Source organism: Duganella sp. Leaf61, from assembly GCF_001421905.1.
GTDB lineage: Bacteria > Pseudomonadota > Gammaproteobacteria > Burkholderiales > Burkholderiaceae_D > Rugamonas > Rugamonas zoogloeoides.
In genome coordinates this window covers 497,302-511,507 of sequence record NZ_LMLM01000029.1, presented here as the reverse complement: position 1 = coordinate 511,507, position 14,206 = coordinate 497,302, and the positions used below count along the sequence as shown (strand labels likewise).

Annotated in this window: 16 protein-coding genes; 11 read left to right on the top strand and 5 right to left on the bottom strand. The window is 66.0% G+C overall.

Annotated elements, in window-relative coordinates; genetic code table 11:
- The first annotated feature begins 37 nt into the window (after positions 1-37).
- From ASF04_RS20250 to ASF04_RS20210, 9 genes are all read left to right on the top strand, one after another.
- The gene (locus tag ASF04_RS20250) at positions 38-2,335 is read left to right on the top strand and encodes an FdhF/YdeP family oxidoreductase (RefSeq protein WP_056145813.1); all 2,298 of its coding nucleotides are present in this window, start codon (positions 38-40) and stop codon (positions 2,333-2,335) included.
- A 79-nt stretch (positions 2,336-2,414) separates the two neighbouring features.
- Positions 2,415-5,105, top strand: a complete 2,691-nt coding sequence (locus ASF04_RS20245) for an EAL domain-containing protein (RefSeq protein WP_056145811.1) — start codon at positions 2,415-2,417, stop codon at positions 5,103-5,105.
- 85 nt (positions 5,106-5,190) lie between these two features.
- Positions 5,191-6,411: a SpoIIE family protein phosphatase gene (locus ASF04_RS20240; RefSeq protein ID WP_056145809.1), complete on the top strand. Its 1,221-nt coding sequence runs from the start codon at positions 5,191-5,193 to the stop codon at positions 6,409-6,411.
- 11 nt (positions 6,412-6,422) lie between these two features.
- Positions 6,423-6,980, top strand: a complete 558-nt coding sequence (locus ASF04_RS20235; RefSeq protein ID WP_056145806.1) for a SiaB family protein kinase — start codon at positions 6,423-6,425, stop codon at positions 6,978-6,980.
- A 5-nt stretch (positions 6,981-6,985) separates the two neighbouring features.
- On the top strand, positions 6,986-7,366 hold the full coding sequence (locus tag ASF04_RS20230; protein ID WP_056145803.1) for a DUF1987 domain-containing protein: 381 nt from the start codon (positions 6,986-6,988) through the stop codon (positions 7,364-7,366).
- Positions 7,363-8,097: a GGDEF domain-containing protein gene (locus ASF04_RS20225; RefSeq protein ID WP_056145800.1), complete on the top strand. Its 735-nt coding sequence runs from the start codon at positions 7,363-7,365 to the stop codon at positions 8,095-8,097. The genes ASF04_RS20230 and ASF04_RS20225 overlap by 4 nt, the downstream gene beginning before the upstream one ends.
- Before the next feature lie 14 nt (positions 8,098-8,111).
- Positions 8,112-8,393: a hypothetical protein gene (locus ASF04_RS20220; RefSeq protein ID WP_056145798.1), complete on the top strand. Its 282-nt coding sequence runs from the start codon at positions 8,112-8,114 to the stop codon at positions 8,391-8,393.
- Between the two features lie 92 nt (positions 8,394-8,485).
- Entirely contained in the window at positions 8,486-8,758 is a 273-nt protein-coding gene (locus tag ASF04_RS20215; RefSeq protein WP_056145795.1) for a CopG family ribbon-helix-helix protein, read from the top strand.
- On the top strand, positions 8,758-9,033 hold the full coding sequence (locus ASF04_RS20210; RefSeq protein ID WP_056145961.1) for a type II toxin-antitoxin system RelE/ParE family toxin: 276 nt from the start codon (positions 8,758-8,760) through the stop codon (positions 9,031-9,033). Before ASF04_RS20215 ends, ASF04_RS20210 begins: the two co-directional genes overlap by 1 nt.
- 49 nt (positions 9,034-9,082) lie before the next feature.
- On the opposite strand, the gene ASF04_RS20205 is transcribed toward ASF04_RS20210, so the two are convergent.
- Positions 9,083-9,640 carry a flavodoxin family protein gene (locus ASF04_RS20205; RefSeq protein ID WP_019921294.1) on the bottom strand — a complete coding sequence of 186 codons (558 nt, stop codon included), beginning with the start codon at positions 9,638-9,640 and terminating at the stop codon, positions 9,083-9,085.
- Between the two features lie 86 nt (positions 9,641-9,726).
- On the opposite strand from ASF04_RS20205, the gene ASF04_RS20200 reads away from it, so the two are divergent.
- Both ASF04_RS20200 and ASF04_RS20195 read left to right on the top strand, forming a co-directional pair.
- Positions 9,727-10,653 carry an AraC family transcriptional regulator gene (locus tag ASF04_RS20200; RefSeq protein WP_056145792.1) on the top strand — a complete coding sequence of 309 codons (927 nt, stop codon included), beginning with the start codon at positions 9,727-9,729 and terminating at the stop codon, positions 10,651-10,653.
- An 87-nt stretch (positions 10,654-10,740) separates the two neighbouring features.
- Complete coding sequence (locus ASF04_RS20195) at positions 10,741-10,941, top strand: hypothetical protein (protein ID WP_056145788.1); 201 nt, start codon at positions 10,741-10,743, stop codon at positions 10,939-10,941.
- Here the strand turns inward: ASF04_RS20195 and ASF04_RS20190 are convergent.
- Genes ASF04_RS20190 through ASF04_RS20175 form a run of 4 tightly spaced genes read right to left on the bottom strand, consistent with a single transcriptional unit; the run spans position 10,938 to position 14,075 of the window.
- On the bottom strand, positions 10,938-11,651 hold the full coding sequence (locus tag ASF04_RS20190) for a glycosyltransferase family 2 protein (protein WP_056145785.1): 714 nt from the start codon (positions 11,649-11,651) through the stop codon (positions 10,938-10,940). The two genes, ASF04_RS20195 and ASF04_RS20190, sit on opposite strands and share 4 nt — an antisense overlap.
- Positions 11,648-12,274, bottom strand: a complete 627-nt coding sequence (locus ASF04_RS20185) for a trans-aconitate 2-methyltransferase (protein WP_056145782.1) — start codon at positions 12,272-12,274, stop codon at positions 11,648-11,650. The genes ASF04_RS20190 and ASF04_RS20185 overlap by 4 nt, the downstream gene beginning before the upstream one ends.
- The gene (locus ASF04_RS20180) at positions 12,271-13,074 is read right to left on the bottom strand and encodes a PIG-L family deacetylase (RefSeq protein WP_082488890.1); all 804 of its coding nucleotides are present in this window, start codon (positions 13,072-13,074) and stop codon (positions 12,271-12,273) included. Before ASF04_RS20180 ends, ASF04_RS20185 begins: the two co-directional genes overlap by 4 nt.
- On the bottom strand, positions 13,071-14,075 hold the full coding sequence (locus tag ASF04_RS20175; RefSeq protein WP_056145775.1) for an acyl-CoA dehydrogenase family protein: 1,005 nt from the start codon (positions 14,073-14,075) through the stop codon (positions 13,071-13,073). Before ASF04_RS20175 ends, ASF04_RS20180 begins: the two co-directional genes overlap by 4 nt.
- Positions 14,076-14,206 lie beyond the last annotated feature (131 nt).

Below are 14,206 nucleotides of genomic sequence, written 5' to 3'. Positions count from 1 at the left end.
AGTCCAACCCAAGCCGACCACCATGCCAGGAACCCCGATGACCAAAGTAACTCAAGCCGAACCCTATCCCCATCCCGCCGGCGGCTGGGGCTCCGTCAAGGAGGTCGGCACCATACTGCTTGAAGAAGGCGTGCTGCTCAAGGGCGGCAACATCATGCTGCACCAGAACAAGACCGAAGGCTATGCCTGCGTGGGTTGTGCCTGGGCCAAGCCGGCCAATCCGCACCCGTTTGAATTTTGCGAAAGCGGCGCCAAGGCCACGGCCTGGGAAATCACCAGCAAAAGCATCGGCGCCGATTTATTCCACCAGCACACGCTGACCGAACTGCGCACCTGGTCCGACCACCGACTCGAAGCCGTGGGCCGCCTGACCGTGCCGCTGCGCTGGGACCCGGTCAGCGACCGCTACGTGGAAGTGGCGTGGGAATCGGCGTTCGACGAAATCGGCCGTGAATTACAGGCGCTCGATCCCAAGAGCACGGTGTTTTACGCATCCGGCCGCGCCTCGCTGGAAACGTCGTATATGTACCAGCTGGCCGCGCGCCTGTACGGCAACAATAACCTGCCGGACAGCTCGAATATGTGCCACGAGAGCACCTCGGTGGCGCTACCCAAGACCATCGGCGTACCGATTGGCACCGTCAATCTCGACGATTTCGAACAGACCGACTGCATCCTGTTCTTCGGCCAGAACGTGGGCACCAACAGCCCGCGCATGTTGCACCAGTTGCAGGCCGCGCGCAAACAGGGCGTACCGGTGATCACTTTCAATCCCTTGCGCGAGACCGGTCTGCTGTCGTTCGCCAACCCGCAGTCGCCCGCCGAGATGCTGAGCACTGCCGAAACGCAGATCAGCACCCAGTACCTGCAAGTGAAAGCTGGCGGCGACAGCGCTGCCCTCATCGGCCTGTGCAAGGTGCTGATCGAGCGCGACGACGCGGCGCAGGCGACCGGTGGCGCGCGCGTGCTCGATGCCGCGTTCATTGCCGAACACACGGCCGGCCTCGACGAATTTGCGGCCAAGGTACGCGCCACGTCGTGGGCCGCCATCGAGGGCGAGTCGGGCCTGGCGCGCGCGGCGCTGGAAGAAGCGGCAGCCACCTATGCCGCTGCCAAGCGCGTGATCGCGGTCTATGGCATGGGCCTCACCCAGCACCGGCACGGTGTGCAGAACGTCGAGATGGTGTCCAACCTGCTGCTCTTGCGCGGCAATATCGGCAAACCGGGCGCCGGCATCTGCCCGGTGCGCGGCCACTCCAATGTGCAGGGCCAGCGCACGGTGGGCATCACCGAGAAGCCGAAGCTGGCGCCGCTCGACCGGCTGGAAAAACAGTACGGCTTCGCGCCGCCGCGTGACGAGGGATTGAATACCGTCACCGCCTGCCGTGGCCTGATGGATGGCACGGTCAAGGCGTTCGTCGGCCTGGGCGGCAATTTCCTGCGCGCCGCGCCCGACACCGACCGCCTGGAACGGGCGTGGTCGCAGCTGCGCCTGAACGTCCAGATCGCCACCAAGCTCAATCGCAGCCACGTGGTGCCGGGCGCCGTCAATTACCTGCTGCCATGCCTGGGCCGTATCGAGATCGACCGGCAGGCCGGTGGCGAGCAGTCGGTGGCGGTGGAAGACAGCACCGGCTACATGCACGGCTCGCGCGGCCGCGCCGAACCGGCTGCCGACACGCTGTGGTCGGAACCGGCCATCGTGGCCGGGCTGGCGCAAGCCATGCTGCCGCCCGAACGCGCCGCACTGGTGCCGTGGGCCGACTGGGTGGCCGATTACAGCCGCATCCGCGACGCCATCGCGGTGACATTCCCAGAGATTTTCAAGGATTTCAATGCGCGCATGTGGGAGCCTGGCGGCTTTCGCCGTCCGGTACCGGCCGCGCACCGCGAGTGGAAAACCCCGAACGGCCGCGCCAATTTCATTGCCCCGGCCACGCTGGAGGAAGACCCGGACCAGCCGCCAATTGACGGCGATGTGCTGCGCCTGTTTACCATCCGCAGCGACAGCCAGTTCAACACCACCGTGTATAACGAGGACGACCGCTTCCGCGGCATTTATGGCAGCCGCAAGGTCTTGCTGGTCAACCTGGCAGACCTCGGCCGCCTGGGCCTGGCGGAAGGAGATATGGTGGACGTGCACGGCGTGACCGACGACGGCGTGGTCCGCACCGTGCCGGGCCTGAAGCTGGTCGGCTACGACGTGCCGCCGGGCTGCATCGCCGGCTATTACCCGGAATGCAATCCGCTGCTGCCGCTCGAACATCATGCACTGGAAAGCATGGTGCCGGCGGCCAAGGCGATTGCAGTACGGTTGATGGCAGCAGCGGGATAACCGTCGCAAAATCACACAATGTCACGCGGCTGACATACTGCTGCGATAACATCAGGAAACTTTTGTTCCCCTGGATGTTATGTCGCGCTCGTTCGCCTCCCGATATTGGCCCTGGGCCTGGCTGCTGCTGGCCTTGCTGGCAGCGGCCGCCTGCTGGAATCATGCCGTGGTCAGCGCCGAACGCACCCGCCGCGACGTCGAGCAGACGGCGCGGCGCGAGCTGGCCGCCCACGTCGATGCGTTCGAGCATTATCTCACCCGCAGCATCGCCCAGATGGACCAGGTCACCATGCAGCTCAAGCATGGCTGGGAGCAGAGCGGCGGCACCCTGCAGCTCGATGCCTTGTACCGCGACGGCATGTTTACCGATCCCGCGTTTGCCGAGATCGCGATCTACGACGCCAACGGTCGCCTGCTTAGCCGCGCCGGACGTCGCCACGTCGGACGCACCCACAGCGCCCAGGGCCGCGTGCCGGCCTCATTCCCTTTTCATCAGACCAATAACTCATCGGCGCTGCGCATCATCGTGCCGGACGGAACCTTGCAGGCCAACCAGAAATTCGTGCAATTCACACGCCGCCTGGACGCCCGCGACGACGGTTTTGCCGGCGTGCTGGCGCTCACGCTCGACGCCCGTTACCTGACTTCGTTCTACAACCAGCGCCTGTTGGGAGGCAATGGCGTGATTGCCGTGCTGGGCGACGCCAGCACCTTGCGCATGGAAGAACATGGCAATACGTTGACGCTGGCGCCCGGCGCCTCCCTGTTTGCCACGGCGCCCGAACTGGGGAACGGCGTTGGCACCCGCCTGATGCCGGGCGCCGCCTTTTATGATCACGCCGAACGGCTGGTGAGCTGGCGCCACTCCAGCGCCTACCCGGTGCTGGCGGTGGCCGGCATGACCTCGCTCGAAGCGCTGGCGCCGGCCGCGACCGACTGGACCCGGCGCCGTAACCGTGCCTTCTGGCTCGGCTTGCTGACTCTGCTTCTGGGCGCGCTCGCCACGCATTACAGCCGCGGCATCCAGCGTCAACGCGTGCGCCGCAAGGCCGCGCACCAGGCCTACCGCATGGCCACCGAGCACGGCAGCGACGGCTTTTACCTCGCTGCTGCCGTGCGTGACGGCGCCGGCGCGGTCATCGATTTCGACATCATCGACTGCAACGCGCGCGGCGCCTATTTCTATGGGCTCGAACGCGACCAGTTGATCGGCCGCCGCATCTCCGCCCTCGACCAGGGCGTGTTCGGCACGACGCTGCTGCCGGTCTATCTGAAGGCGCTACAGGACGGCAACTACGAAGACGAGCGGCAGATGGCCGGCGATGGCCGTCTGAATATTTGCTGGGGCCGGCGCCGCATCGTGCGCGTGGGCGACTGCCTGGCCATCACCTTGCAGGACGTGAGCGAGCGCAAGCTGCACGAACGCGACATCGAACACCTGGCGCTGCACGATCCGCTTACCGGCTTGCCCAACCGGCAATGGCTGGTGCGCGAGCTGCCGCGCCGCCTGTCTGCCACGTCCGACCGCTACGGCGCACTGGCGGTGCTGCTGGTGGACCTGGACGACTTCAAGCATGTCAACGACACCCTGGGCCACGGCGTGGGCGACCAACTGCTGCAAGTGGCGGCGCAGCGCCTGGCGGCCCTGATGCGCACCGGCGACCGCGTGGTGCGCATGGGCGGCGACGAATTCCTGTTGCTGGTGGATCCGGCGGTGGAAGGCAACGACCTCGCCGAGCTGGCCCTGCTGGCCGAACGGGTGCTGGCCGTGCTGGCCGAGCCGATATCGCTGGGCGTGGAATCGCACCGCATCGAAGCGTCGATCGGCATCAGCTGCTATCCGCGCTATTCCGGCGAAAGCGCCGACCACGAAGCCCTGCTGCGCCATGCCGACATTGCCCTGTTTTCCGCCAAGAGCGAGCAAAAAGGCCATTACCGCTTCTTCGACGCATCGCAATACGTGCTGCTCAGCGCCCGCGCCCATCTGAAACACAGCCTGGCCAAGGCCATCGACGCCGGCCAGTTGAGCCTGCACTACCAGGCCCGCGTGGACGTGGTCAGCGGCCAGCCGGTGAGCATGGAAGCGCTGCTGCGCTGGCAGCATCCCACGCTGGGCATGGTGCCGCCGGTGCAATTCATTCCGTTGGCCGAAGCGAGCGGCTTGATCAACCGCCTGGGCGAGCTGGTGATGCGCCAGGCCTGCGCGCAACTGGCTGCCTGGCGCGACCAGGGGCTGCCGCTGGTGCCGGTATCGATCAATGTGTCGCCGCGCCAGTTCAGTTACGGCAGCGTGGCCGCCCAGCTGGCGCGCCACCTGACGCAGTACAAACTCGACGCCGACCTGCTGGAGGTGGAAATCACCGAATCGGCAATGGTGGCCGACCAGGTCGATGTGCAGGCCGAGCTGACCGCGATCCGGGCGCTGGGCGTGCGCGTGTTTGTCGATGATTTTGGCACCGGCTACTCGTCGCTGTCGCAATTGCAACGGCTGCGGCTCGACGGCCTCAAGGTCGATAAAGCGTTTACGCGCGAACTCGACCGCTCGCACGAGGGACGGGTGTTCTTCCAGGCCATCGTCTCGATGGCGCGCGCGCTGGGCATGACGGTGGTGGCCGAGGGCGTGGAAACCCCGGCCCAGATGGCCTTGCTGCGCGAGCTCGGTTGCCACCAGGCCCAGGGCTATCTGCTGGGTCGGCCGGTGGCGGCAGCAGCGATGGCGGTCACGCTGAAAGAGATCGGATACCACAGCGCGCTTTCCTTGGTGTACTAGCAATAACAGTGTTGTCACAATGGCGTCATATTGAGTTACTACAATACCGATTGCTACTTTGCATTGTTATTTGATTGGGTGAACTGTGGAATTCGACGCCTCCCGCCAGCATTTGCCACGTTACCGCCAGTCGACTGCGGCCGATCTGTGCCGCGAGTCGGTATCGATCGCGGCGGAAGCGTGCAACGCCGACGTGCACACGCTGTTCACCGAGCGCCGCGACCTGATGAGTTTGCCCGTGCTGGACGGCGGCCGCCCGATCGGCCTGATCAGCCGTAACATCTTCATGTCGCAAATGTCCAAGCCGTTCTACCAGGAGCTGTACGGCAAGAAGAGCTGCATCGCCTTCATGGACAAGGAACCGCTGATCGTCGAATGCGATGTCAGCATCGAAGACCTGACCTTCCGCGCCGTCGCTTCCGGCGAAAAAGCGCTGGCCGACGGTTTCATCATCACCCGCGAAGGCGAACTGGCCGGCGTGGGCTTCGGCCTGCAACTGATGAACGTGGTGGCCAATATGCAGGCCGAGCGCAACCGCCAGATCATGCACAGCATCGAGTACGCCAGCGTGATCCAGCGCGCGGTCCTGAAACCGTCGCGCGACGCGCTGGACAAACTCGCCGACGCCCACCTCGAATGGCAGCCGCGCGACCTGGTCGGCGGCGATTTTTACCTGGTGGAGCAGCACGAAGACGGCTGGTTCGTGGCGCTGGGCGATTGCACCGGCCATGGCGTGCCGGGCGCCTTCATGACGCTGATCGCCTCGCAGGTGCTCAGCGGCGCCCTGCAGCGCGTGGGACCGCGCACGCCGGGCCGGCTGCTGCAGGAGGTCAGCGGCGGCGTCAAGGCGCTGCTGGGCCAGACCACCGAGCAGCGCGCCGTGGCCGAATCGGACGACGGCCTCGATGCCGCCTTCCTGTGGTTCGAACCGCGTACCCGGCGCCTGTATTTTGCCGGCGCCCGCATCGCGCTGCACCTGCTGGCGCCAGGCGAACCGCTGCTGGTGGTCGAGGGCGAGCGCGCCGGCCTCGGTTATGTCGATACCGATCCCGACCAGGAATGGCCGACCCACGTGGTGGAGCTGACGCCTGGTACGCTGCTGTTTGTCACCACCGACGGCCTGATCGACCAGATTGGCGGGCCGAAATCGATCGCCTTCGGCAAGCGCCGCGTGCGCGAACTGCTGTCCGAAAACGCCGACGCCAGCGCCCCGGCGCTGTCCGGCGTCGTGCTCGAGGCGCTGGCTGCGTGGCAAGGGCCACAGCCGCGCCGCGACGATCTCACTTTCTTTTGTTGCCGTCCCTAAGGAGTAGCACCGTGTTGTACGAGGAATTCGACGAACTATGGCAAGTGGCGCAAAAGCGCCAGGTCATCTTCTTTTATGCCGGCTATTTTTCGCAGCCGGTGGTGGCCGCCATTTCCGAAACCATCCGCGCGCGCATGGACAGCGCCGGCGCGGCCGGTCCCACGCGGCGCCGCATCTTCTCGGCGTTTGTCGAGATGTCGCAAAACATCATGCACTATTCGTCCGAGGCGCTCACGCCGGCCGACCAGCGCGACGCCCAGATGCGGCGCGGCTCGTTCTGTATCGGCACCAGCGGCGACCATTTCTTCCTGTTGTGCGCCAACCCGGTGTCCACCGATCGCGTGCCGGGACTGCGCAGCCGCCTCGAAGGGCTGCGCACCATGACCGTCGACGAAATCAAGGCCGCTTACAAGCAGGCGCTGCGCGCCGAAGTGCCGGTCGACAGCAAGGGCGCGGGCCTGGGGTTCTTGACCATGGCGCGCGAAGCGAGCGAGCCGCTGGAATTCGAGTTTGCGCCGTCACCGAACGAGCCGGACACCACCATTTTCTGCATCAAAGCCATCATCTGACCGCCATGGACGCCTTATTTATAGCAGCAACTCCCACCTCGCCCGAAGTGGACTTCCGCTTCCCCGAGCACACGCTTTCGCTCAAGGGCGAGTCGTACCCGGAAAACGCCGCCGCCTTTTACGGCCCTGTGATCGAGCGCCTGCGCCGCTACCTGGAAGACTGCCGTGAACAAACCATCACGGTCCACGTCTCGCTGGCGTACTTCAACAGCTCGTCGACCAAGATGCTGTTCGCGCTGTTCGAAGCGCTGAACGACGCCGCCCTGGCCGGCAATGAAGTGCTGCTCAACTGGTACCGCGACGAAGAGGATGACACCATCATGGAATTCGGCGAAGAACTGCGCGACGATTTCGCCGCGCTGCATTTTACCGACCGGCCGATATGACAGCGCCGGTGCCGATCTTCGGCGCAGTGGCCGATGCCGAACCCGACCTGTTCGCGGCCGAGCAGCACGCGCTGGAACAGGCCCGCCGTGCCGCCGCGCACGAAAACAATCACCAGTGCGCGCTGCGCGAACTGGTGGCGCACTACGAACGGCTGCTGCGCGAAAGCCGGCGCCTGGTCCAGCGCAGCGACCGCGCCGAACGCCAGATGAACCAGCTCAACGCCCGCCTGCAGGAGATGGCCACCCAGCTCGAATACCGCGCCACCCACGACCCGCTGACCGGCGCCTTGAATCGCGGCGCCGTGATCGAACACGCGCGCAGCAGCCTGCTGCTGCACGACATCGTGCTGGTCGTGCTCGATATCGACTTCTTCAAACAGGTCAACGACACCTACGGCCACCCGGCCGGCGACACCGTGATCCAGGCCGTGGTGGCCTGCCTGACCGAGATGGTCGAAGGCCAGGCCTTTATCGGCCGCGTGGGCGGCGAGGAGTTCTCGGTGGTGTGGCCGGGTCTGAACCAGGTGCAGGGCCTGGCCCTGGGCGAACGGCTGCGCCAGGCCATCGCCAATACCGAATGGCCGGCGCCGATCACGGCCCCGGTCACGGCCAGCGTGGGCGTGAGCTGGAGCGCGCGCGGCAGTACCTTCGAACAAGCGTACTTCCGCGCCGACCAGGCGCTGTACTGTGCCAAGCGCAGCGGACGCAATTGCGTGCGCACGGCCGATTAAATCAGGAGAACAGCATGACAGAAGCCGTAACCGAACCAGCCATCGACCGCCGCCAGCCGGCCGGTGTTTTGCCTCCAGCAGAGCACAGCCTGGAAAGCGACGTGCGCAAGGCCGTAGCGCTGCGCCAGCAGGTAGGCGTCATCGCCGCCATCGAATACCTGAAAACCGTGGGCGCAGACCGCGAGCTGATCGAGCGGGTGGTGTTCGAGGGGGCAGTCAGGGCAGGGGACCGCGAAGTGGGGCCGAGGGTGGTGAATACGTCGCGGCGGTGGTCGTTGAGGGGTGCGGCGGTCTGATTAATTTTGATTAAGTTTGATTAAGGCTGATTGACTCTGAAACTTCGCCATGGGATCATTGGTCCGTTGCTATCCATCCCGAGGTATCTCCCATGGTAACCGAAACCAAAGTATTGACAACTCATGTACCCTTGCCGTTGGCTGACAAGGTTGACATGTTGGCTGCGCGGCTTGAGCGTTCTCGTGGTTGGGTGGTCAAGCAGGCGCTCAGTGCGTGGGTCGAACAGGAAGAAGAACGTAGCCGGCTGACGCGCGAGGCAATGGCGGACGTTCAAGTCGGCAATGTCATCGATCATCAAGCGGTGCAGGCCTGGGCTGAAAGTCTCGAGAGTGACACCCCGCTACCCGTACCCTCCGTGCGATGATGCGCGTGCAGTGGACCAGCAAGGCGCTGTCCGACCTGGCGCGTTTGCACGAGTTTCTGGCCACAGTCAACAGGCCCGCTGCTGCACGCGTTGTCAAGTCATTGGTGAGTGCGACGTCAGGGCTTGCAACGAATCCGCGTATCGGCGAGAAGCTGGATGAATTTGCACCAGCAGAGGTCCGCCGCATCCTTGTCGGTCAGTACGAGATGAGGTACGAAATCAAGGGATCGACGGTTTTCGTGCTCAGATTGTGGCACACGAGGGAGCAGCGATAACTGTGGCCCCGGCGCCAATCCAGGCAGCGCCGAGATATCGCACCTGTCGTTAAGCCAACCGGCCAGCAATCTCCGCCACGCGCTTGCCATACGCCTTGGCCGTATCGAGGTCGCCCTGCGGAATTTCATCGACGCTCGCATCCGATGGCGATTGCACTAGCACGCCGACCGAGCCGCCCAGGTTGTTCAGGTCGGTGCGTTGCGCGGCCTTGGTGTTGGCCGGCGGGATGCCGAGGCTGACCCAGATGCCGCCGTGTTGCGAGGCCAGGGTTTGCAGGGCGATCAGCGAGACGGCCTTGTCGCCATTGAAGCTGGCGCTGTTGGAGAAGCCGCCGAAGACCTTGTCCTGCCAGCCGCGCGTAAACCATACCTTCGACGTCGCGTCGGCGAATTTCTTGAACTGCCAGCTCGGGCTGCCCATGTAAGTCGGGGTGCCGAAAATGATGGCGTCGGCGGCAGCCAGCTGGTCCCAGCCGCCTTCGGGCAGTTCGCCGTCGGCGCTGATTTGCAGCAGCTCGGCGCCGGCGCCCGCGCCTTCGGCGACGTACTCGGCAACGCGCTGGGTGTGGCCGTAGCCGGAATGGAAGACGATAACAACCTTGCTCATGATTTGTCCTGTTTTTAGTGGGTAATGTGTGCCTGCCGACTATAGGCGAACCGGCGCCGCAACTCACGGTAGAATTCGTACCAGTAATGATCAATATGGGACATGCGATGGCCGGGCCGAAGTCGGTGGAAGTGATGGAGCGGGTAGATTACCAGCCGCCCGAACAATATAATCTGGACATTGAGGTCTTCCGTGTGTCGGAGCTGTGGCCCCGCCAAAAGGCGGAGCACTTCCGCCGCGCGCACCGGATCGAATTCAACCAGTTGCTGTTGCTGACCGAGGGGCGCTGCACGCACACCGTCGATTTCGACCCGGTCGCCTGCGTGGCGGGCACGGTGTTGATGGCCCGGCCAGGCCAGGCCCAGCAATTCGATGTGGACGGCGCCTGGGACGGCTGGCTGGTGCTGTTCCAGTCCGATTTCCTGTTGCCCTCCAGCGCGGCGCAGGATGGCCGCAGTGTCGGGCCCGAACTGGCCTGGCGCGGCCAGCCGATGCAACTCGACACGGCCATGCAGCAACTGGTAGCCGACGCCATCGGCCAACTGCACCGCGATACGCAACTGCCGGCTCAGCGCGGCGACCTGCACGCCTTGCTGCGCTACCAGTTGCACGCGCTGCTGATACGGCTGGCGATGGCCTGGGGCGAGCGCGAGGCGGCCAGCGCCGACCATCCGGTGCGCGCTGGCGAGCGGCAGCGCCACCGGCGCTTCCAGCAACTGCTCGACCAGCGTTTTCGCCACTGGCACCAGGTGCAGGATTACGCGGCGGCGCTGGGCTGCTCCGACAAGACCATCAACCGCGCGGTGCTGGCCGCCGCCGGCCGCACCGCCAAGGCCATGATCGTCGAGCGCATCATGCTCGAGGCCAAGCGCCTGCTGGCCCACACCGCGCTGCCGGTGGCGGTGGTGGGTGGCCACGTGGGCTTCGATGAGCCGACCAATTTCACCAAGTTCTTCCAGCGCGAGGCGGGCATGGTGCCAGGCGCGTTCAGGGCCCAGCACCGGCAAAAATAGTTCTGGATAGAAGCGTGGGTGAGGCTGCGTACAGTCGGCGCCAGGCCGGGAGCGTAAATTGTAACTTTACGCAACCGCGAGTTCACCATGCCACTCTCAGACCGCCGCAAACCGACCGCCACCGCCGCCATCATCGACGAGGCCAAGCAGTTGCTGCCCGCAATGGGCATCGATCCCGCCGCAGAATACGCGATGAGCCGCGGCATTCCGCGCTTTATCGCGTACAAGGTGCTGCGCGCGCCGCAAGCGCAGCAGCGTGTGGCGCCGCGCCGCAAGGACGGCGCTTAAATCAGCACCGGCGGCAGCAATGCCGCTGCCGCATACTGGATCAGCGTATCGCCAAAACCGCCGCGCGCCCGCGCATCGCGGCGGGCGCTGGTGGTCACGCGCGGCGCCGCGCTCCAGGCGATGCTGGCGCCACAGTTCTCCAGAGCTTCGACCAGCGCCACGTCTTCGCTGCATGCCAGTGGCGCGAAGCCGCCCACGCAGCGATAGGCCTTGGCGCAGACGCCCAGGTTGGCGCCGTGGATGTGGCGGTGGCCGTCGCTGTCGGTATAGGTCAGCTCGAAATGCTGGCGCAGCAGGGCCGGTTCTTCATGGTGTGTTGCCCAGTCATCGACACAGACGGTGCCGCACACGACGTCCACACCGAGGCCCAATTGCGCCACCAGCCAGTCGGGCGCCACGCGGGTGTCGGCATCGGTAAAGGCCAGCCAGCGCGCGCCGTTCGCGAGCAGGCGTTCGGCGCCGGCGGCGCGGGCGGCACCCACGTTGCGGGCATCGACCTCGATTGCTTCCACCCGGTAGCCCGCGCCTTGCAGGGCGCGGGTATGGGCGAGGGCGATCGCGCGCGAACCGTCGCTGCAATGGTCGAGCACCACGACCACGTGGACCGATTCGCCGCGCAGTTCGGGATGGCCGCAAGCGAGCCGGATAGCGTTCAGGCAGCCGTCGAGGTAGCGTTCTTCGTTGTGGGCCGGGATGACGATGCCGATCATGGCACCAGGCCCTCCAGCTGCGCGATGGACGACGGATTGCGCGACCAGATGTCGAGCAGGAAGTCGGCCTCGCTGTGCTGCATCAGGCGATGCATGCCCGGCGTGCCGTCGAAGCGGGCGTGGATGTCGGCGCTGTCCATCTGGCGGTCGGCAAACGGCCAGCGCCAGTGGCACAGCACCAGCGTACCATTGTCGGCCAGGGACGCCATGCAGCGATCGCGCAGATTGACCACTTCGTGCTCGGGCAGGTAATAGGCCATTTCGCTGATGACGATCAGGTCGAAGGTACTGTCCTCGGGCCAGTCCTGCGGCACGATCTGCTGGCGCACCCTCACCCGCGACGCGTCGCTTGGATGCTCCTTTTGGATGCGCTGCTGCGTCAGGCGCACTGCCTCGGGCGAAAGGTCGGTGGCCAGCACGTATTCGGCGCGATGGGCCAGGGCGGCGGTCAGCTCGCCGTTGCCGCAGGCAGGCTCGAACGCGCGGCGGTAGCGTTGCAGCGGCAGGCACGCCATCAGCAGGCTGCGTTTGCGTTGCTCGTACCAGCGCTGGCGCACCTTCCACGGATCGGCGTCCTGGGTGTAGAGCTGCTGGAAATGGGTGTGCCGATTGGTGATGGTCATAGGAAGCAGACTTCGTAAGGATGGGTCAGTCGCGCCAGCACATGCGGCGGCAGGATGGCCGGCTGGCCGGTGCTGGGATCGGGATGGAGCTGAGTGGCGTAACAGGCGATGGCGTCGCGCTTGCGTTGCAGCGCGGCGGCATCGAGCGCCAGCCGGCGCGCGCGGTGCCACGGCACGCGCCGGTCGCCCGGTTCGGCCCAGTGCCAGGTCCACACCGGCAGTTCCACCACGGTGGCGCCACACTGGCGCGCGGCCTGCGCGGTGGCGTAGCCACAGGCTTCGTGGTCGGGGTGGCCGTCCTGGCGCCAGGTGGTAAAGACCACGTCGTCGGCACGCAGCAGCTGTTCGAGCAAGCTCTGCAGCGCGCCCACCTGGCTGGTGACGCCGCCATCGGGCAGGCGCGCGCGGATCACCTGCGGCACCGGCTGGCCGGCGGGTATCAAGGCGCGCAGCGCGGCCTCGCTTTCTTTCGCGCGCAAGCGCGCCAGTTGCGCGGGCGGGTACATGGCCGATCCCGGGTGGCTGGCATCGCCGTCGGTGGCGGCCACCACCACGGTGCGCGTGCCTTGCGCCGCCAGCAGTTGCAGCAGCCCGCCGCAGGCCAGTACCTCGTCGTCAGGATGCGGTGCGACGATGATGGCGCGCTGGCCTGGCGTCACCAGCTCGTGGGCGGCCACCGGTGGCAACTGGCGCAGACCTTGCCAAGCCTGCCATGCGGCGTCGGGCGTGCCTTCGCCGGCGATCTGGCGCGGGTGCGCCACCCCTTCAGTGGCAAACGCGGGTGCAAATTTTTCTGTCATAAGGCCCATGGCGACTCTCCCGTCTTGGCCAGTTCCGAACCCAGCGTAGCCAGGTCGCGTTCCGCGTGGCTCTGGCGCAGGAACACGGGCAGGTCGGCCACCATCCGTGCAAAACCGGCGTTGCGGCAGAGCGGACCGGCGCCCAGGGCACGGCTGGCATGTTCCAGCACGGTGGTCGCTGCCGCTTCCACGGTCAAGCGCGCGCGCAGCGCCAGCGCGCAGTGGTCGGCTTGCGGGTGGGCGTCGATGGTCGCGGCGCTGTCGATCAGCAGCGCGGCGGCACCCGACAGTGCGATATCCACGCTGCCCAGGTGCGCCAGCCGGTGCGGATCGATCTTGCTGTTTCTATCGGCGGCCTGGTTGTGGGTGGTGGTCAGCAGGTGCTCGCCGATGGCGCGGGCGGCGCCATACCAGCAGGCGGCCACGCCGGCGCCACCGAGCCAGAAACCGGGCCGGGTCAGGTATGACTCGTGTTCGCCGACCGGCACGGCCTGCGCATCGGTGAACACCACGTCCACGCTGGCGCTGCCGGCCATGCCGACCGCTTGCCAGCCCTGGTCCGTCACTTCCACGCCGGGCTGGCGCAGACTCACGGCCGCCAGCATGCGGCGTCCGGCCGCGTCGCGGCAGCTCACCAGCGCGTGGCTGATCGACGCCGCGCCCGAGCACCACTGCTTGCGGCCGGACAGCGTGTAACGGCCGTTGCCGCCCATGCGCAGGGCCACGCCGGGTCCCGGCGGCTCCGCGCACCAGACTCCCCAGCTGGCGCCGGCGATCTCCGGGCCGTTCAATTCCGCCAGGATGGCCAGGGCGTCGGTATGGCCTTCGTACAGCTTGGCGAACGACAGGTCGTGGCCGCCAGCGATGGACAACGCCTGCCAGCGCGCCAGCGTGGCGCCGCTGCCGGGCAGCGGCAGGCGGTCGAGACCCGCATCCACGGCGCCATGCAGTGCAGACGCCGCGTCGCCATCAGTGACGCCGGCCAGAAACTGCGCCAGCATGGGCGGCACCCTGGCCGGGGCGGGCAGGAATTCCGGGCGCGATTGAGTGGTGAGGGCAGTGAGGGGCATGATGGCGGTCGCAGAAAGATATCGTCCTGCCATCATGTCCGCGATGCGCTGCCGTGTATGTT

Bases quoted from the DNA above. Each gene is read 5' to 3' on its own strand.
- ASF04_RS20250 (WP_056145813.1), top strand. From the start codon at position 38: ATGACCAAAGTAACTCAAGCCGAACCCTATCCCCATCCCGCCGGCGGC.
- ASF04_RS20245 (WP_056145811.1), top strand. From the start codon at position 2,415: ATGTCGCGCTCGTTCGCCTCCCGATATTGGCCCTGGGCCTGGCTGCTG.
- ASF04_RS20230 (WP_056145803.1), top strand. From the start codon at position 6,986: ATGGACGCCTTATTTATAGCAGCAACTCCCACCTCGCCCGAAGTGGAC.
- ASF04_RS20225 (WP_056145800.1), top strand. From the start codon at position 7,363: ATGACAGCGCCGGTGCCGATCTTCGGCGCAGTGGCCGATGCCGAACCC.
- ASF04_RS20220 (WP_056145798.1), top strand. From the start codon at position 8,112: ATGACAGAAGCCGTAACCGAACCAGCCATCGACCGCCGCCAGCCGGCC.
- ASF04_RS20215 (WP_056145795.1), top strand. From the start codon at position 8,486: ATGGTAACCGAAACCAAAGTATTGACAACTCATGTACCCTTGCCGTTG.
- ASF04_RS20210 (WP_056145961.1), top strand. From the start codon at position 8,758: ATGCGCGTGCAGTGGACCAGCAAGGCGCTGTCCGACCTGGCGCGTTTG.
- ASF04_RS20205 (WP_019921294.1), bottom strand. From the start codon at position 9,640: ATGAGCAAGGTTGTTATCGTCTTCCATTCCGGCTACGGCCACACCCAG.
- ASF04_RS20200 (WP_056145792.1), top strand. From the start codon at position 9,727: ATGATCAATATGGGACATGCGATGGCCGGGCCGAAGTCGGTGGAAGTG.
- ASF04_RS20195 (WP_056145788.1), top strand. From the start codon at position 10,741: ATGCCACTCTCAGACCGCCGCAAACCGACCGCCACCGCCGCCATCATC.
- ASF04_RS20190 (WP_056145785.1), bottom strand. From the start codon at position 11,651: ATGATCGGCATCGTCATCCCGGCCCACAACGAAGAACGCTACCTCGAC.
- ASF04_RS20185 (WP_056145782.1), bottom strand. From the start codon at position 12,274: ATGACCATCACCAATCGGCACACCCATTTCCAGCAGCTCTACACCCAG.
- ASF04_RS20180 (WP_082488890.1), bottom strand. From the start codon at position 13,074: ATGACAGAAAAATTTGCACCCGCGTTTGCCACTGAAGGGGTGGCGCAC.
- ASF04_RS20175 (WP_056145775.1), bottom strand. From the start codon at position 14,075: ATGCTGGCGCAGTTTCTGGCCGGCGTCACTGATGGCGACGCGGCGTCT.